This is a genomic window from Streptococcus sp. Marseille-Q6379 (assembly GCF_965119505.1).
Genome location: NZ_CBCPLV010000002.1, coordinates 572,410 through 590,306 on the forward strand (window position 1 = coordinate 572,410; position 17,897 = coordinate 590,306).

At 40.1% G+C, this 17,897-nt stretch carries 16 protein-coding genes; 6 read left to right on the forward strand and 10 right to left on the reverse strand.

Features of this window, described 5'->3' with window-relative positions; all coding sequences use genetic code 11:
• The 8 genes from oppC to ACWPVZ_RS09295 all read right to left on the reverse strand — a co-directional run bounded on the left by oppC (nt 1) and on the right by ACWPVZ_RS09295 (nt 10,216).
• Entirely contained in the window at nt 1-927 is a 927-nt protein-coding gene (gene oppC, locus ACWPVZ_RS09260; protein ID WP_002891436.1) for an oligopeptide ABC transporter permease OppC, read from the reverse strand.
• Nucleotides 927-2,420, reverse strand: a complete 1,494-nt coding sequence (locus ACWPVZ_RS09265) for an ABC transporter permease (protein ID WP_038676511.1) — start codon at nt 2,418-2,420, stop codon at nt 927-929. Before ACWPVZ_RS09265 ends, oppC begins: the two co-directional genes overlap by 1 nt.
• Before the next feature lie 60 nt (nt 2,421-2,480).
• Nucleotides 2,481-4,451, reverse strand: a complete 1,971-nt coding sequence (locus tag ACWPVZ_RS09270) for a peptide ABC transporter substrate-binding protein (RefSeq protein ID WP_454381883.1) — start codon at nt 4,449-4,451, stop codon at nt 2,481-2,483.
• 182 nt (nt 4,452-4,633) lie between these two features.
• A complete protein-coding gene (locus tag ACWPVZ_RS09275) occupies nt 4,634-6,604 on the reverse strand; it encodes a peptide ABC transporter substrate-binding protein (protein ID WP_454381884.1) in 1,971 nt (656 codons plus the stop codon).
• Nucleotides 6,605-6,841: 237 nt separating this feature from the next.
• A complete protein-coding gene (gene pta, locus ACWPVZ_RS09280) occupies nt 6,842-7,825 on the reverse strand; it encodes a phosphate acetyltransferase (RefSeq protein WP_073689253.1) in 984 nt (327 codons plus the stop codon).
• A gap of 15 nt (nt 7,826-7,840) precedes the next feature.
• The gene (locus ACWPVZ_RS09285) at nt 7,841-8,737 is read right to left on the reverse strand and encodes an RluA family pseudouridine synthase (protein WP_061652283.1); all 897 of its coding nucleotides are present in this window, start codon (nt 8,735-8,737) and stop codon (nt 7,841-7,843) included.
• Complete coding sequence (locus tag ACWPVZ_RS09290) at nt 8,734-9,570, reverse strand: NAD kinase (protein WP_002884507.1); 837 nt, start codon at nt 9,568-9,570, stop codon at nt 8,734-8,736. The genes ACWPVZ_RS09285 and ACWPVZ_RS09290 overlap by 4 nt, the downstream gene beginning before the upstream one ends.
• The gene (locus ACWPVZ_RS09295; protein ID WP_014634828.1) at nt 9,542-10,216 is read right to left on the reverse strand and encodes a GTP pyrophosphokinase; all 675 of its coding nucleotides are present in this window, start codon (nt 10,214-10,216) and stop codon (nt 9,542-9,544) included. Before ACWPVZ_RS09295 ends, ACWPVZ_RS09290 begins: the two co-directional genes overlap by 29 nt.
• Nucleotides 10,217-10,311: 95 nt before the next feature.
• Here ACWPVZ_RS09295 and ACWPVZ_RS09300 point away from each other — a divergent pair, with 95 nt between their 5' ends.
• The 6 genes from ACWPVZ_RS09300 to ACWPVZ_RS09325 all read left to right on the forward strand — a co-directional run bounded on the left by ACWPVZ_RS09300 (nt 10,312) and on the right by ACWPVZ_RS09325 (nt 15,104).
• Nucleotides 10,312-10,887: a CYTH domain-containing protein gene (locus tag ACWPVZ_RS09300; RefSeq protein ID WP_155164365.1), complete on the forward strand. Its 576-nt coding sequence runs from the start codon at nt 10,312-10,314 to the stop codon at nt 10,885-10,887.
• A 291-nt stretch (nt 10,888-11,178) separates the two neighbouring features.
• Nucleotides 11,179-12,150 carry a ribose-phosphate diphosphokinase gene (locus ACWPVZ_RS09305; protein ID WP_002886837.1) on the forward strand — a complete coding sequence of 324 codons (972 nt, stop codon included), beginning with the start codon at nt 11,179-11,181 and terminating at the stop codon, nt 12,148-12,150.
• 3 nt (nt 12,151-12,153) lie between these two features.
• Entirely contained in the window at nt 12,154-13,266 is a 1,113-nt protein-coding gene (locus ACWPVZ_RS09310; RefSeq protein WP_183135801.1) for a cysteine desulfurase family protein, read from the forward strand.
• A 1-nt stretch (nt 13,267) separates the two neighbouring features.
• The gene (locus ACWPVZ_RS09315) at nt 13,268-13,615 is read left to right on the forward strand and encodes a DUF1831 domain-containing protein (protein WP_002884733.1); all 348 of its coding nucleotides are present in this window, start codon (nt 13,268-13,270) and stop codon (nt 13,613-13,615) included.
• A gap of 141 nt (nt 13,616-13,756) precedes the next feature.
• A complete protein-coding gene (locus ACWPVZ_RS09320; protein ID WP_002884205.1) occupies nt 13,757-14,416 on the forward strand; it encodes a redox-sensing transcriptional repressor Rex in 660 nt (219 codons plus the stop codon).
• Entirely contained in the window at nt 14,409-15,104 is a 696-nt protein-coding gene (locus ACWPVZ_RS09325) for a gamma-glutamyl-gamma-aminobutyrate hydrolase family protein (RefSeq protein WP_064524131.1), read from the forward strand. Before ACWPVZ_RS09320 ends, ACWPVZ_RS09325 begins: the two co-directional genes overlap by 8 nt.
• A gap of 57 nt (nt 15,105-15,161) precedes the next feature.
• On the opposite strand, the gene radC is transcribed toward ACWPVZ_RS09325, so the two are convergent.
• Both radC and ACWPVZ_RS09335 read right to left on the reverse strand, forming a co-directional pair.
• Complete coding sequence (gene radC, locus ACWPVZ_RS09330) at nt 15,162-15,848, reverse strand: RadC family protein (RefSeq protein WP_064524133.1); 687 nt, start codon at nt 15,846-15,848, stop codon at nt 15,162-15,164.
• A gap of 46 nt (nt 15,849-15,894) precedes the next feature.
• The gene (locus tag ACWPVZ_RS09335) at nt 15,895-17,889 is read right to left on the reverse strand and encodes a DUF7657 domain-containing protein (RefSeq protein ID WP_064524135.1); all 1,995 of its coding nucleotides are present in this window, start codon (nt 17,887-17,889) and stop codon (nt 15,895-15,897) included.
• Between the last annotated feature and the right edge of the window lie 8 nt (nt 17,890-17,897).

Genomic DNA, 17,897 nt, shown 5'->3' on the forward strand with positions numbered 1-17,897 from the left:
CTATCTATGCGTACGTGGGTCGCTGGCATCCGCCAAGTTTTGACCGACAATAAAGAGAGCAAGGGAAACGAGGATCAAGGTAGTCAATGGAATCCAGAAGAGATAAGCATTGACTGTAACGTTCTGTGCATAGTCTGAAATCAAACGACCAAGACTAGGCGTCGTAACAGGAAGCCCTAAACCAAAGTATGAAAGGAAGGCTTCGTAAGAGATAAATCCTGGCAAGAGCTGACTAGCCATAGTTACGATAACTGACACTAGTTGTGGCATGATGTTTTTAACCACAATCTTAGGAGTTGGTGTTCCCAGTGTACGAGAAGCCAAGTTATACTCCAAATCACGGTAACGCATGATTTGAATACGGATAGTATAGGCAATACCAATCCACCCTGTAACAGTCATGGCAAAGATCATATTCCAGAAACCAGCACCCAATGAGTAAGTCAAGACGATAACTACAAGGAGGGCAGGAATATTTGAGATGATGTTGTAGATTTCCATCATAATCATATCGAAGGTCTTAGAAATCCCCCAAACAGCACCTACAAGCACACCAATAACAACGTTAAGGAAGGTAGCGATAACAGCAATAAGGATAGAATTACGAGCTCCAAACCAAACACTATCGAAGAGGGACTTACCATTACTGTCCGTACCGAACCAGTATTGAGCGTTTGGATGCACATAACGTACACTAAAGTCATTAACCTTAGACACATCATTAAAGTCAAATTTTGAAAACATCGGGTAGATAAAACTCATCAAAATGATAGCAATCAAGATTCCCAACATGACAGTTGTTGACTTCTTCTTGAAGAACTGACGCATCACTGATTTCCAGTATGAATAGGCCGGCGCATCAATTGTTTCAGAGGCAAAATCATCGCGCTTTACAAATTGGAACTTACTTTTATCAATTGAAGCCATTATTTACCTCCTTTAGATGTCAATTTGATACGTGGGTCAATCATAGTCATAAGGATATCACCCACAAGCAATGAGAAGATGGTGAGGGCTGTGAAAATAAATACAAGACCCACAACCATAGCGTTATTTGAAGCACGGACAGAGTCAATCAACATTTTACCCATACCAGGGAAGGCGAAGATTGTTTCTGTCAAGGTTGCCCCTGTGATAACACTAACGATAGATGCTGGGATTCCTGAAACCAAGGAAACCATAGCGTTTTTGAAAATGTGTTTATTCGAAATTTCTTGTTCTGACAACCCTTTGGCACGTGCAAAACGAACGAAGTCTTGTGATTGCAAGTCAATCATGTAACGACGAATCCAAATCGCAAGACCTGGTGTTGACAAGAGACCGAGAATAACAGATGGCAAGACGTATGAACGCCAGTCACCCGCACCCAAGATAGGGAAGGAATCTGGAAGACCAATCTCAGAACCAATCAAACGAATGATATAAACCAAGGCGATGGTTGGTAGTGAAAGCAAGAAAGTCAAGACACCTGTTGATACACTATCAAAGAGGGTATTTTTAAAGCGTGCCATGTATGATCCCAATGGAATTGCCAAAGCATAGGACAAGACCAAACCAATCAAACCTGCAATGGCAGAACTTGTCACCATTGATGGGTATTGGTAGCGACTCTTGGTAGCTGTGTATGGGTCATTTCCATAGTAAGAACGATCTCTAGCATCAGCCTGACTTGGTGATTTATAAGTACGAGAGTAGATATCTACTGAAGATACCTTCTTACCAGTAGGGAAGTTGACCTCAGAACTTTGTGTTTGTCCTTGACCTTGTGTAATAACATCAAGAACACCTTGCTCAGCATAAGTTGGGTAAGATGTACCAAGGTTCATCTTAACAAAGTTTTGGTGAACAAATGGGAACTGACCGTTAAAGTAAAGCAAGTATTTATGCTTAGTCCCTGAACCAACAACTGACCAACCGATAGCTGGGTCATTTTCAATACGGATATAACGCTTCAAGTTTGGATTTGTTTTATCTTTAACCCATCCAGTATTGTCAAATTCAAAGAGGTGCGTGTAGAAGCCAAACACACGTTCAAGTACTGGCACATCACGTGTCGCATAGAATTGTTTACTTTGCTTGAACTGATGTAAACGCCAGCCATGTCCCAAACTATCCACATATTTTTGGTAGATAGCCTTATTTTCTTTTGTTGGCTTAGTGGTTACTGACTTATCAAGGGAGCTAGCTTTCTCCTGCAACTCCTTGGTGTCATAGTAATCAATGTAACCCATACGTTCATAGATTGTATTTTCATAGTTAGCCTTAGAATCAGCTGTCTTAGCAATCTTGTTGTAGTTAGGGTCCTGTCTGAAAATCAGACGCCTCGGCACCATGGTATAGATAATCGTGTAGGTCAAGGCCGTCACGACAAATATTGACAATAGAGAACGGAGGGTTCTCAATAAAATATATTTTTTTATGTCTCTTCCTTTAATTCCAAAAGAACTTTCCCAATCTAATGAGAAAGTTCCATCGTCCTTTTATTTAACGTGTTTCTCAAGGTCTTTTTGAGCTTTTTCGTTGGACTTAGACTTTTCTTTAAGCCAGCTTTCGCGAGCTTTATCATAGTTTTTCTTAGTGACAACATCTTTTTGAGGTTCAAGGTACTTGAAGTATCTGTCAGAACCCTTAGGTCCTACTTGAGAGTAAGCACCTGAGAATGGTGTCAAACGAGCTACCATTGGCGCAGCCCCCTTGTTAACCATAAGTGGCATGAAGAGTGAGCTATCTTCCAACCAAGCTTGTGCCTCTGCATAACGTTCATATCGTACGTTGAGGTCGCTTGTTTCTTTAGCTGCATTATCAACCAAAGCATCAAAGTCTTTAAGACCTACTTGAGCTGCTGCTGCATTATTAGGATCGTCAAATCCCATGTAAGTTTTTGTGTTCTCACTAGCTGTTGTCTTGAAGATATCAAGGAATGTTGATGGGTCTTCGTAGTCAGGCGCCCAAGCAACTGAAATATTGATATCCCAGTCTTCTGCTGCTGCGTTAGCTGCATACAATGTGCTATTTAGAAGATCATCTTGAGACATTTGATGAATATCTACCACGACATTTTCTTTGCCAAGTGTCTTTTCAACAGATTGTTTCAAAGATTGTGCACGTGCAACCGTTGGTTTAGCTGCTTGGTCAACAGGAAGGTCCAAGTGAATTGGGAATTGAACACCTTCTCCTTGAAGAGCTTCCTTAGCTTTGTTAAATTCAGCCTTCGCTTTATCAGCATTGAAGATACCGTCTTGACTGTCTTTAAAGTTAACACCTGACCACTCGTCACCATATGAAGCCATCTTTTCAGTTACCAAATCGCCAAATGACTTGTCACCAGCATAAACGAAGTCAGGTTTTACGAGTAGGTTACGAATCGCAAGGGCCGCACCCTTCTTACCATTAAGTTGTGCTGAATAAGCTGTACGGTCAATAGCGAAGTTAACTGATTGACGGAAGTCCTTGTTAAGAAGAGCCTTCTTAGTTGAGTCCTTCTCAGCATCTGTCTTCTTAGATGTATGGTTGTAAGACTGACGGTCAATGTTAACACCAGCACCAAGAACATCTGCAGAAGGTTGTGTATAGAAGATATTATCTTTATATTGTTTTTCTACTGAATCAAAGTTTGAGCTTGTTGGATATAGACGTGCTTGACTATAAGCTCCGTCAGTGAAATTACGGACAAGCGATTCTTGGTCAGAAGCGTCGTAGAAAGATAGTTTAACGCCGTCAAAGTGAACATTTTTCTTATCCCAGTAGTTTTCATTTTTAGCCAACTCAATAGATGATTTAGCTGTCAATGACTTAAGGATGTATGGACCATTATAAAGGATAGATGATGGATCTGTTGATTTACCAAAGCTATCCCCTTTTGACTTAAGGAACTCTTCATTAACAGGCCAGAAGAGAGAATAAGTCATCTTAGAATTCCAGTAAGGTTCTGGTTGTTTAAGTGTGTACTGAAGAGTGTAATCATCAAGAGCTTTAACGCCAACTTTAGAGAAGTCTTTATCAGTACCATTGAAATAATCAGCAAGACCTACTACAGAATCTTTTGCCAAGTAAATTGACTCTGTCTTTTTATCAGCAGCATGCTTAAGACCTGTTACGAAGTCTTTAGCTGTTACTTCTGCATACTCTTCACCCTCTGAAGTATACCATTTAACTCCCTTACGAAGTTTGTAAGTATAAGTCAAACCATCAGCTGAAACAGTCCAGTCCTTGGCAATAGAAGGTACCAAGTTACCATATTTATCGTTTTCCAAAAGTCCATCGACACCATTTGTCACAGCATCAGTCGTTGAACCTTTATTGGAAATAAGGTAGTCCAATGTTTCAGGATCGGCAGTATAAACATAGTTATAAGTATTGCTTGAAGTGTTTGATTTTGACGAACAAGCCACTAAAACCCCAACACTTAGGAGGGAAACACCCGCAAGGGCCAACCATTTACTTTTTTTCATAAGCATTCTCCAAAAAATCTTTTTTTATGTACCAACATTATACCATAAAAAATAAGATGAGTACAATTTTCAGAATATTTTGTCTTATGCTGGCTTTCTCACAATTATACCCCTTATGAACACTAGGAATTAGCCCCTTTTTTGACAAAAGAAAAAGGCAAACTGCCTTTTCCTCAAGATTATTATTTAACGTGTTTCTCAAGATCTTTTTGAGCTTTTTCGTTAGATGCTTTCTTTTCTTTAAGCCATTTTTCACGACTTTGTTCATATTCTTTCTTAGTAACTACTTTTTCTTGTGGTTTCACATATTTGAAGTAGTCTGCTGAGTTTTTATCACCCACCTGTGTATAAGCACCTGTAAATGGCGTCAAGCGTGAGATAACTGGAGCTGCACCATTACCAACAGTCAATGGAATGATAAGCGAGCTGTCCTCCAACCAAGCTTGGGCTTGAGCATAACGGTCGTAACGAGCATTGAGGTCTGTTGTTTCTGAAGCTGCTGAATCAAGTAAGGCATCATAGTCTTTAAGACCTACTTGAGCTGCGGCCGCATTGTTTGGATTATCATAACCCATGAAAGTCTTGGTATTTTCACTTGATGTTGTTTTGAAGATATCAAGATAAGTTGATGGATCTTGATAGTCTGGACTCCAAATAACACCATTTGAAATATCCCAGTCTTCTGCTGCTGCATTTGCCGCATTAAGGGTTGCATTTTGCATATCATCAGATGACAATTGGTTAATATCAATTACCACATTTTCGCTACCCAATGATTTTTCAATGGTTTGTTTCAAAGACTGGGCTTTAGAGACGTTGAGTTTTGCTGTTTGGTCAACTGGAAGGTCTAAGTGAACTGGGAATTGAACACCTTCTCCTTGAAGAGCCTCTTTGGCTTTGGAAAACTCAGCCTTAGCTTTTTCAGCATTGTAGAGACCATCTTGGCCATCAGCAAAATTGACACCTGACCATTCTTCCCCATATGAAGACATTTTCTCTGTAACAAGATCTCCGAAGGTCTTATCGCCTGCACTGACAAAATCATAAGGTACAAAGAGGTTACGAAGAGCGAGAGCTGCACCATCTTTACCATTAACTTGTGATTGATAAGCCGTACGGTCAATAGCAAAGTTAATTGCTTGACGGAAGTCTTTGTTTAGAAGAGCCTTCTTAGTTGATGTCTTTTCAGCATCTGTCTTCTTAGCTGAGAATTTATAGCTTTGGCGGTCAATATTAACACCAATAGCTGATGTCCAGGCACCTGGTGCTGTGTAATAAATATTGTCTTTATATTTCTTCTCTACAGAAGCATAGTTTGAACTCGTTGGGAAGACACGAGCCAAACTATAAGCACCATCAGTGAAACCACGTTCTTGAGCCTCTTGATCCGAACCGTCATAATATGACAATTTAATGGCATCAAAATGTACATTTTTCTTGTCCCAATAATTTTCATTCTTAGTCAACTCAATTGAAGATTTAGCTGTCAAAGATTTAAGAAGGAAAGGACCATTATAGAGGATTGAGGTTGGGTCTGTTGATTTACCAAAATCTTTTCCTTTACTCTTGAGGAAGTCTTCATTTACTGGATAGAGCAAACCATAGGTTGTCTTAGAGTTCCAGTATGGTTCTGGTTTTTTAAGGGTATATTGCAATGTATGATCGTCGATTGCTTTAACACCTACATTTGAGAAATCCTTATTGGCACCAGAGAGATAGTCAGACAAGCCAGCAATAGAATCTTGCACCAAGTAAAGAGCTCCAGCCTTGGCATCAGCCGCATGCTTAAGACCAGTCACAAAGTCCTTAGCAGTCACATCAGCATACTCTTCACCATCAGAAGTATACCATTTAACTCCCTTACGGATTTTATAGGTATAAGTAAGACCATCTTGAGACACAGACCAGTCTTCAGCTACTGAAGGGACAAGATTACCATATTTATCCGCTTCCATAAGTCCATCTACACCATTAGTCACAGCAGTTGTTGTAGGTCCCGTATTTGATGTAATATAATCTAAGGTTTCTGGGTCCGAATTGTAAATGTAACCATAAGTAGTTCCGCTAGTGCTTGACTTAGATGAACAAGCCGCTAAGGCACCAACACTTAGAAGGGCGACACCCGCGAGGGCTAACCATTTGCTTTTTTTCATAAGATTTCTCCAAAAAATAAAATTTTACTCTATTATTATAGCATAAATAATCAAGAAAAACAGTCACTTTCAGAATATTTTGCACAAGCAAAGTACATAATGAAACACGGCAAAGCTCAATAGTCCATTGTATTTCCTGGATTTCTAGCTACTTTAATCGATTTATTTTTAATCACTAGCCATGCATAAAACAAAAAGGCCTAACACCTTGGTTAAACCTCTGTTTCTAAGTTAAAATTAGCCATTAAGAGCTTGAGCAGCTGTGATAATCGCCAAATTGTAAATATCTTCAGCACTAGCACCACGAGAAAGATCGTTTACTGGTTTATTAAGACCTTGTAAGATTGGTCCAATAGCCTCGAACATTCCCAAACGTTGGGCAATCTTATAGCCGATATTACCTGCTTGCAAGCCAGGGAAGACAAAGACATTAGCATGTCCTGCTACGTCACTATCTGGAGCCTTAATAGCTGCTGTTGCTGGAACAAATGCTGCATCGAACTGCAACTCCCCATCAATAGCCAAGTCAGGACGCATTTCTTTAGCAATATTTGTTGCTTGAACAACCCTGTCAACTTTTGGCGATTTAGCAGAACCTTTTGTTGAGAAGCTAAGCATGGCCACTTTAGGATCAATACCAAAAACTTTAGCTGTTTCAGCAGTATTAATTGCAATTTCTGCCAATTCTTGAGCATTTGGTTCAATGTTGATGGCACAGTCAGCAAACATCAAGCGATGATCGGTATTTTCACGGTTCATAAGGAAGACACCTGATGTACGAGAAATACCAGGTTTTGTTTTGATAATTTGAAGGGCCGGACGTACCGTATCCGCTGTTGAGTGAATAGCACCTGAAACCATCCCATCAGCAAGACCAAGTTTAACTAGCATAACACCAAAATAGTTGACATCATGAAGCAACTTTTCCGCATCTTCCATTGTCGCTTTCCCTTTACGGATTTCAACAAATTTTTCCTTCATTTCCTCGAAATCTTCATAGGTTTCAGGATTAATAATTGTATAGTTAAAGTCTGCAAAACCAAGATCGTTCAAGATTTTGTGAACCTCTGCTGGGTCTCCCAAAATAATAGGATCAACCAATCCTTCAAATTTCAAACGGGCTGCTGCACGAACCACACGGTCGTCGTTACCCTCAGGGAAAACAATCTTAACACCTTTCCCTAAAATATGTTCACGAAGTTCACCAAATAGACTACGCATAAAAAAATTCCTCAATCAATCTTTTTTAGTTTGTAAGTTCATGATAACGGTTTCAAAATCATCTGTCAAGGAAGATGCATGGACCATCTCTTTTTTGGTAAAAGGATCAACAAATGCAAGACGGTGACAATGCAAGGCCTGGCGCTCAATACCATAGTCTAGAGAACCACCATAAAGATCATCTCCCAAAAGAGGAAGGCCTAAGTGGGCAAAGTGGACGCGAATCTGGTGCGTACGCCCAGTATGCAAATTGATATCAACCAGTTTAACCCTACCATAATCACCTACCAAACGATAACTAGTGTGGGCATATTTCCCCGACTTATGGACTCGACGTGTGATAATGGAATCCTCATCACGCGCAATCGGGGCAATGATTTCTCCCTGCTTCTCAAGTTTGGTGTCACCTTCAACCAAGGCATAGTAATGTTTTTTGATAGACTTCTGTTGTAACTGTTTATCCATACGAGCATGGGCGTAACCATGCTTAGCAAACAGCATGAGACCAGAGGTGTCCTTATCCAAACGTGTCACAATATGCACACGCTGGTTGGGATAATTATTGCTAACAAAATGATGTTTGACAAAATTAGCCATGGTATTATCGTGGTTAACACTTGGAATACTAGCATAGCCATAGGGTTTATTAATCACCAGGAAGTTATCATCCTCATAGACGATATCCAAGTCAAAAGGAATTGGCTTCAAGGTTTCATGCGGTGCCTCGTCAGGGATTTCAATGGCAACCACATCTCCTTCATGGACAGGATAAGTCGCAAACTGCTCCTCGCCATTGACCCAAATATGACCACCTTCAAACTTAATCTTGGCTAGAAGTCCTTTTGAAATATCATGCTCCTTCAAAAAGGTCTTAACTCGACAGGAACGTCCTACGGTAAATTCATATCTCATTCTTCCATGTCTCCAATAAAGGAATCACGTACGCGTTCCCAAAAACTTGTGTGGCTAGCACTAGCAACAAAAGAAATCTTTCGTTGGTCAATCGAAAATTCTACCTTTTTCACATTACGGTTGGTATAGGTTTTATTATCAACGGATAGAGTGTAGCTTCCCATTCGGGTAGGATAAACGGTAATCTTCTCGTGCTTGGGCACAATAAGGGGACTTCCTAAGGTCCGGTACACACGATTATTAAGACTGGCAATCTCTGTCAGTTGCAAGGCTTCAATAGTGGGATGAAGGACCGCACCACCCAAGGATTTATTGTAGGCCGTTGATCCTGTAGGCGTCGACACTGACAACCCATCTCCACGGAAGCTCTCAAACAAGACATCATTAAGGCAAACATCTGCTGCCATGGTTTTCTCATTACGCTTGATGGCTGCTTCATTGAGGGCAATCGACGTAAAAGAACGACCATCAGCCAGGGTCAATTTGACATTCAAAAGAGGGTAAGAAATCTTTGCACCACTATCTTTTCGAAGCGTCTCGATTAATTGATCCACTTCACTGTCCAAATAATCCGTATAAAAGCCTAAATGACCCGTGTGAATCCCTACAAAACGCACACGCGCAAGCTCTTTTTCATACATATGAAAGGCCGATAGCAACATGCCATCACCACCAATTGAGATGACCACATCTGGATTTTTCTTGGTCAAATAAAAATCAGGATCATCTCGAAAGGCATTAAAAAGTTTCGAGGCAACACGCCTACTTTGGGGTTTGCCATTGGCAATAATAGCTACCTTCATCTCATCCGAAGAGGTCTTCATCTGTGTCATCACTATTTCCTACACTATCCTTCAAAGTTCTATTAATTGGATCAAAGAGCAACTGGGCTTCTCTAATATCATCACGTATCTTCCGCATTTCTTCGTCAAGCTCATAAGCCATACGAGCCGTAGTTTCCAAACGAAGTTTAATCTCCTCAGGAAAATTCCCCTGATACTTGTAATTAAGGGAATGTTCAATGGTGGCCCAAAAGTTCATGGCCAAAGTCCTAATCTGAATCTCTGCAAGAATTTCCTTACGACCATCTATGGTATCAACGGGATAAGAGATGATAACATGATAAGAGCGATAACCCGAATTTTTACGGTTTCTGATATAGTCTCGCTCTGAAACAATAGTCATATCACTACGATGACGAAGCAAAGCCAAAACCTCATCCACATCATCGACAAATTGGACCATGACTCGGAGACCAGCGATATCCTGCATATCTTGAGCCAAATTTTCAATCGAAAGGCCACGAAGGGCGATTTTCTCCTCAATGGAAGCCACTGACTTCACACGTCCCGTCACAAATTCAATAGGCGAGTGACGATTTTGCTTACGAAATTGTTTACGAATGCCTCGGAGCTTGATTTTGAGCTCACCTACGGCCTGAATATAGGGGTCTAGAAATTCTTCCCAATCCATGGTCAAGATAGGACTCCTCCTTGTCAAAAGCTTTAGTTTTTTATAAAATAAATACAATCTGTTATATTATACCACATTTGAAAGCACAAGGGAGGACACACATGAACCATTTAGAGATAGAGTACAAGACTCTACTCACCAAAGACGAGTACAATCGTTTAGCGATGCTTTTCTCCCATGTGACACCTGTTACGCAAACAAACTACTACATCGACACTCCTCAGAGTGACATGAGAAATAAAAAGTTGTCTTTGCGTATTAGGACACTTCCCAGTCATGGTGAGCTGACCTTGAAAATCCCTGAAAAAGTCGGGAACATGGAGTACAACGTTACCATGGATTGTGCGGATGCTAAGGCTTTGACTAAGTCGCTGGACTTTCCTGATTGTCAAATCAAATCCATTCTTTTAGAACGTGGGGTTAAACTAGAGGACCTAACCATCCTCGGACATTTGACCACAACTCGTCGCGAGTACCAGACCAACATCGGCCTCATGGCTCTTGATGTCAATGTCTATGCTGACAAGAAAGACTACGAGCTTGAACTAGAAGTTTCGGATGCTGAGAAAGGTAAAGACGACTTTGATGCCTTTCTTAAAGAAAATAACATTGACTTTAAGTATGCCAAGAGTAAGGTTGCACGCTTTGTAGCTACCCTCAAACGAGACAAAGACTAAAATTTAGACAAAGACTAAAATTTAGACAAGGAGTTGGCTCCTTGTTTTTTTATTTTAAACACATGCAGCTTCAAATACCACAAGTATTTAGAACTTCAGAGGATAATAGATTTCTCTAAAAACGCATACAAAGGCGTTTTATCTAACAAAGGTTCGGTATTTTTCACTAATATCATACTTTGATGGCTGAAATTTCTGCTTCTTTTTGCTAAAATAGAACTATCTGTAGTTTTATTACAATAGCCCTAACTAGGCTTAGCATCTTATTTTTTAAAAGGAGTCACCATCGTCATGGTACATCAAAAAGCAAACCCACAATTGAAATTGTTCTCGCTCAGCTCAAACCCAGAAATTGCTGAAAAAATTGCTGAGGCTACTGGATTGCCACTTGGTAAAGTATCTTCACGTCAATTTTCTGACGGTGAAATCATGATCAACATTGAAGAGTCTGTTCGTGGGGACGATATCTATATCATCCAATCTACTAGCAACCCTGTTAACGACCACCTTTGGGAATTGCTCATCATGATTGATGCCTGCAAACGTGCCAGTGCTAACTCTGTCAACGTTGTTATGCCTTACTTTGGTTATGCACGTCAAGACCGTATCGCTGCGTCACGTGAACCAATCACTGCTAAATTGATTGCCAATATGCTAGTTAAAGCTGGTGTCAATCGTCTCTTGACGCTTGACCTTCACGCTGTCCAAGTTCAAGGATTCTTCGATATCCCAGTAGATAACCTCTTCACAATGCCTTTGTTTGCTGAATACTACAACAAAAAAGGATTCACAGGAAGTGATGTTGTCGTTGTTAGCCCTAAAAACTCGGGTGTTAAACGTGCTCGTAGCTTGGCGGACTACCTTGATGCACCAATCGCTATCATTGACTACGCTCAAGATGATTCAGAACGTGAAGAAGGCTACATCATCGGTGAGGTTGAAGGAAAAACAGCAATCTTGGTTGATGATATCCTTAACACTGGTAAAACGTTTGCTGAAGCTGCTAAAATCCTTGAACGTGGTGGCGTTAAAGACATCTATGCAGTAGCTAGTCACGGTCTCTTTGCAGGAGGTGCTGCTGAAGTCCTCAACGCTGCCCCAATTAAAGAAATCTTGGTGACAGATTCAGTTGCAACTAAAGAAAAAGTTCCTACAAACGTTAAATACATTTCAGCAAGTAAGCTAATCGCTAACGCTACTACTCGTATTTTCGAACGTCAACCACTTAGCCCACTCTTTGCTTACACTGCAAACGAGGACTAAGCTATGGTTTATTTGGACAATGCAGCAACAACTCCTTTAAATACTGCTGCTATTTCAGCTATGACACATGTCATGACTGAAACCTTTGGGAATCCATCCAGCCTCCATGTTTACGGTCGACAGGCTTCTAAGGAACTTCGTGAAGCCCGTGAAGAAATGGCCAAACACTTTGAAGTCCCTGCTCGTAAGCTTATTTTCACTTCTGGAGGGACTGAAGGAAACAATACAGCTATCAAAGGTTACGCCCTAGCCAATCAATCTAAAGGTAAGCACCTGATTACAACTGCTATTGAACACCACTCTGTCCTTCACACTATGGCCTACTTGGAAGAGCGTTTTGGTTTTGAAGTAACCTATATTCAACCAGAAAATCAAGTCATTACTGCCCAACAAATCGCTGATGCCTTACGTGACGATACCATTCTGGTTTCTGTTATGTATGCCAATAATGAGACTGGCCAATTACTTCCTATTAAGGAAATTGGTGACTTGCTTGCCAATCACCAAGCTGCCTTCCACGTCGATGCCGTTCAGGTAGCAGGAAAGCTTCCTATTCACCCAGAGGAACTTGGAGCCGATTTTCTCTCTATTAGTGCCCATAAATTCCACGGACCTAAAGGTGTCGGCTTGCTCTATCATAACGATTTGCATTTTGACAACCTACTCCACGGTGGTGAGCAAGAAGAAAAACGCCGTGCCAGCACTGAAAATCTGGTCGGTATTGCAGGTATGACCGCTGCTTACAAGCATGCTAGTGACCACTACCAAGACAATTACCAACATGTTGAAACGATTCGTCAGTCCTTTCTAGATTCCCTTACCATTCCTTATGAAATTAATGGCGGAGGATCTAGCCTACCTCACGTTATCAATATTAGCTTTACTGGTAAGGAAAATGGGCCTCTCTTAACCTTGTTAGACCTAGCAGGCTTTGCTGTCTCAACAGGTTCTGCTTGTACTGCTGGAACTGTTGACCCTAGCCATGTCATCCAGGCCCTCTATGGCAAGGATTCTGACAAGCTAAAAACAGCCATTCGCATTAGTTTATCAGAGGAAAATACCGCTGAAGAACTCCAGGCCCTAGCAGAAAAACTTAATCAAATCATAGGAGACTAACATGGCATTTGAAAAAAGCATTCATTTGACTGACTGTAAGTACCGTTACACCATCAGTCCTAATGTCAAAAAATTCACTCTACGTGATACGACTTTTGTGCAAAATAAAATCGGAAACTACGAGTTGCACCGCCTTCTCGAAAAAGTGCCTAACTCAGGCGAAGGTTTCCCACTCAAAATCACTATTAACAAAGACTTGACCGGCTTCAAATTGTCTATCACAGACAAATCTGGCCTTCGTAACGTTAATATCTTTAAAAATGAAGATCACCACATCTTGCAAGAAAAATTCTACTTCTTGATGCAGAGTTTGGTTGATCGTAACGTTTTCGAGCAAGAAGAAGTCTAAGTTTTTTCTTACTACATAGAAATAGCCTATCCATGTGATAGGTTTTTTATATCGCCTCATCTACACTATTTTGTTGCAATCTTCACAAACTTTTCTTAAAATATAGGAGAATCATACTAATTAAAGAAAGGAAAGCGATCAATGACATTTGAGAAAAACATCCCAAACGCCACTGCCAAACGTCTCTCTCTCTACTATCGTATTTTCAAACGATTCCATCGTGAAAATATCGATAAAGCAAGCTCTAAACAAATTGCTGAAGCGATTGGGATTGACCCTGCTACTGTTCGTCGTGACTTCTCCTATTTTGGTGAGCTAGGTCGCCGTGGTTTTGGTTATGACGTAAACAAGCTGATGACATTTTTCGCTGAACTCCTAAATGACAATGCGACTACCAAGGTACTCCTCGTAGGTGTTGGGAATGTTGGGCGTGCCCTCCTCCACTACCGTTTTCAAGAGCGTAACCGCATGCAGCTGGTCATGGCTTTTGATACAGACGATAACGAATTGGTTGGAACTCAAACCGAGGACAAGATTCCTATCTATGGGATTTCCCAAATTAAGGACAAGATTGCCCAAGAAGATATCAAAACAGCCATCCTGACAGTGCCATCAGTTAAGGCCCAGGAGGTGGCTGATCTTTTGGTTGATGCCGGAATTGAAGGCATTCTCTGTTTCTCTCCGGTCAACCTCAATCTTCCACGCCATGTGGTAGTCCAATACGTAGACTTGACTAGCGAACTACAAACCCTACTCTATTTCATGAAAGAAGAAGAAAAATCAAGGAGAAACAATGACTAAACCAATTATCGGAATCACTGCCAATGTAAGGCCTAATCCAGCCCATGAAGACATCAACTGGTCCTATGCCCCATCTGGCTTTGTAGAAGGAGTTCAAAGAGCCGGTGGCCTAGCAATCCTACTACCAGTATCCGATCCTTCGGAAGCCAAGAACTACATCTCCATGATTGATAAGCTTATCCTGATCGGTGGGCAAAACGTTGACCCTAAATTCTACAACGAAGAGAACCATGCCAGTGAAGATGACTTCTTCCTCGAACGGGATATCTTTGAAATGGCACTCATCGAGGAAGCCACTAAGCAGAAGAAACCCATCTTTTCAATCTGTCGTGGAACCCAACTCATGAACGTCGCACTAGGTGGTAGCCTCCATCAAGATATTGAGCATCACTGGCAGGACAAGCCGTCTGATTACCTCTACCATGAGATGATTGTTGATGAGAACAGTAAGTTGGCAGAAATCTACGGACGTGAAACCTCTATCAACTCCTTCCACCATCAAAGTATCAAACACTTGGCCTCTGACCTTCGTGTCATTGCGCGTGACCCTGAGGACAACACCGTCGAAGCCGTTGAGTCAAATAGTCCAGACCTTCGTTTCCTTGGTGTACAGTGGCACCCAGAGCTTCTCCTAGACAAACGCGAAGAAGACCTCAAACTCTTTGAATACGTCGTTAACGAACTTTAAAAGCAACTGAGACTGTACTCAGTTGCTTTTCTCTTGTCTTTATCACATAGGTTCAACCTAAAGATCAAAATCCTCCCTCTCCTCACGAAAGGAATAATAGGTTGATTTTCCAACAATCAGATGATCAAGCAGACAAATCCCTAAGTCATCACAGGCCCGCTTAATCTTTTGAGTAAAATCGATATCATTTCGACTTGGATAGGCCTCACCTGACGGATGATTGTGAACCACAATCAAAGACGTTGCCATCAGATGACAGGCATAATGTAAAATCTCACGTGGCTCAGCAATCGAACGACGGACCCCACCAATAAAGACCGTCTTTTGCTGAATAATACGGTTCTGCGTATCCAAATAGATAGCCACCAGATGCTCCTGAGGCTTGTCCCCAATATCCAACATCATACGACGAGCCACCTGCTGACTGGACATAATCTGCTCAGAACGAGACAACTCAGCCTTCTCAATCCGCTTAGCCAACTCCACCATAGCCTTGAGCTCAATAGACTTCACACGTCCAATACCAGGAATCTCCTGAAGCTCATTCAAGGACAAACGAGACAAATCCGCCAAACTCGTCATCCCTTTCAAAATACGATTAGCCATAGATAAGACCGACTCAGACTTGGTCCCCGTCCGCAGCACTATCGCCAACAGCTCTTGGTCAGACAACACTTCTGCTCCTTTCTGCAAGAGACGCTCACGAGGCAAAAGCCCCGACTCCTCAGCTACAATACTATACATAAGAAAAAAACCTCCTACTTACTTATTCGTAAGTGGGAGGGGGAAGTTAATTCAAATATTCAAAGATTCTATTATTATCATTATCCTGATAAATCTCTGTAAATGACGAACCAAATTCTTTATTTAAGTCTCTAGTTGTCAAAATATATTTTACATTTAAGTCTTTTAACTCATTTATATTTAAGTTAATATTTACATTATCGGGAACTGGTGTAGTCATAGATGTGTTCTCGTTCGTTAATGAATATTTTAAGTGTGCATATCTATTCCATACATCTTCATATTGATTTTGCTTATCAATTTTAGACATAAGTTGTCTATCGGGATAAAATCTAACACCATCTATACTTTTAGCACCAAACATTTGAACAAAGTGATAGAGATTTGTAGAATCAGACATCCAAATCGCATTAGGATTTCTTCCTACAATGCTTTCAACTTCATGAGATAGTAATTTATTTTCAATAGCACCTATGCCATGTGTGAGTGGATTAACAGTCAATCCACTCACAGTTATAATGACTAACATAATAGGATAGAATACACCTTTTTTTCTATAAAGAATACAAATAAAAGCAATTAACATAATCACAATTAAAATAACGGATGTAAACCTTCCTAAATAATTCTTATAGATATCATCTGTTAGTCCTCTGTATAAGTAGAGTATCGTGACAATGAATAAAGATGGTAAAATTTTAGTTAACTTTACTCTCTCTAATTTATCCCAGATAAAAGATATAAACCATATCGAAGCAAAAACTGCAATTACTGACATCGATTGCCACGACCTAGAAAATGGTACATAGCTAAACAATGTTAATTTAGATAGTACGGTTGGTATACCAACTATACTATAAAGCATCAGCATTAGTGAATAAACTACTAAGACAATCCCAAAGATGTTTTTATTGATATCTTTCCTTTTAATAACAAAAGGCAAGATTATCAGTATGTAAAGTAAGAAATTAAATGAACTTGATAGTTCAACTTGGTTACTTACTTGAGGAGCCTTAAATGGCAGAACGATATTAAATAAGAAATCACTTAAATTTTTCCAAGTATATTCCCCACCAACAGAAATTCTTTTTCCCGGATATACAGTATGAAGAGTTGCTGATATTGCATCCCAACTCTGATAAATGGTCAATGCATCTATCGTAAGCGAAACAAATAAAGTTAATGTAATCACAATCACATCAAATAGTGTAACCTTTTTATTTCTTAATGCCTTGAAAAACTGTATTACTGTAAATAATAGAATAATATAAGCAAATGGGACTTGGAATGCTGGATATATAATTAATGGGAACCCAATAAGAGCAATTATCAAGTTTATTGCCATTAATATTTTGAACACTTTCTTTTCAGAGTTAAAATAATGATATATAGACACCATTATCAATAATGAAAAGAATACCACATCGCCAAGATGTTGCATGAACCACCATTGTACTGTTGGTGTGAAAGTTATCCAAAAACTTGATACAGCTGATAATAGCTTACGCCTAGAGGTTAAAATCATAGCAAATTCATAAGCTAATAGTAGCATTGCTATAATTTTAAAACTCCAATACCAAGATAACCCTCTAGAGGCTCCTAAGAAAAGAAATCCCCAGTTAAATGGTTTCCCTATCGTTGAAATATGCCAGGATGAAACATTATAAGCAAGCATCATATTCTGACCTGTAACTTGATAGGATTTATTTGTAAAATGATTTCCTGTTTTTACCTGAGATAAGTAAAAAGGTGTTTGGACTAACCATTCATCAGATCTGATTGGTCTAGGACTACCTATGATAGTATCATCCGTACGATACAGTGATGGAACCCATAACTTTAATTTTTGAAAGCCTTGATAATCGTCAACTGTCTTTGTTTCAGACTGAACACCTGACACGGTTTCTCTAACACCAAAGTTATTCCAATTAGCAATTGAACTACCATTAAGATTCAGACTTACTGAACAAATAAGAGCAAATAGAGCGATTACGTAACGCCACTTGATAAAAGATATCCCCAAACTACGAGCTTTTTTCATAAAATTAT

Excerpts from the sequence above, each read along its gene's own strand:
- ACWPVZ_RS09275 (WP_454381884.1), bottom strand. The coding sequence starts at position 6,604 with ATGAAAAAAAGCAAATGGTTAGCCCTCGCGGGTGTCGCCCTTCTAAGT.
- ACWPVZ_RS09315 (WP_002884733.1), top strand. The coding sequence starts at position 13,268 with ATGGCATTTGAAAAAAGCATTCATTTGACTGACTGTAAGTACCGTTAC.
- ACWPVZ_RS09305 (WP_002886837.1), top strand. The coding sequence starts at position 11,179 with ATGGTACATCAAAAAGCAAACCCACAATTGAAATTGTTCTCGCTCAGC.
- oppC (WP_002891436.1), bottom strand. The coding sequence starts at position 927 with ATGGCTTCAATTGATAAAAGTAAGTTCCAATTTGTAAAGCGCGATGAT.
- pta (WP_073689253.1), bottom strand. The coding sequence starts at position 7,825 with ATGCGTAGTCTATTTGGTGAACTTCGTGAACATATTTTAGGGAAAGGT.
- ACWPVZ_RS09310 (WP_183135801.1), top strand. The coding sequence starts at position 12,154 with ATGGTTTATTTGGACAATGCAGCAACAACTCCTTTAAATACTGCTGCT.
- ACWPVZ_RS09325 (WP_064524131.1), top strand. The coding sequence starts at position 14,409 with ATGACTAAACCAATTATCGGAATCACTGCCAATGTAAGGCCTAATCCA.
- ACWPVZ_RS09335 (WP_064524135.1), bottom strand. The coding sequence starts at position 17,889 with ATGAAAAAAGCTCGTAGTTTGGGGATATCTTTTATCAAGTGGCGTTAC.
- radC (WP_064524133.1), bottom strand. The coding sequence starts at position 15,848 with ATGTATAGTATTGTAGCTGAGGAGTCGGGGCTTTTGCCTCGTGAGCGT.
- ACWPVZ_RS09285 (WP_061652283.1), bottom strand. The coding sequence starts at position 8,737 with ATGAGATATGAATTTACCGTAGGACGTTCCTGTCGAGTTAAGACCTTT.
- ACWPVZ_RS09270 (WP_454381883.1), bottom strand. The coding sequence starts at position 4,451 with ATGAAAAAAAGTAAATGGTTGGCCCTTGCGGGTGTTTCCCTCCTAAGT.
- ACWPVZ_RS09290 (WP_002884507.1), bottom strand. The coding sequence starts at position 9,570 with ATGACACAGATGAAGACCTCTTCGGATGAGATGAAGGTAGCTATTATT.
- ACWPVZ_RS09320 (WP_002884205.1), top strand. The coding sequence starts at position 13,757 with ATGACATTTGAGAAAAACATCCCAAACGCCACTGCCAAACGTCTCTCT.
- ACWPVZ_RS09300 (WP_155164365.1), top strand. The coding sequence starts at position 10,312 with ATGAACCATTTAGAGATAGAGTACAAGACTCTACTCACCAAAGACGAG.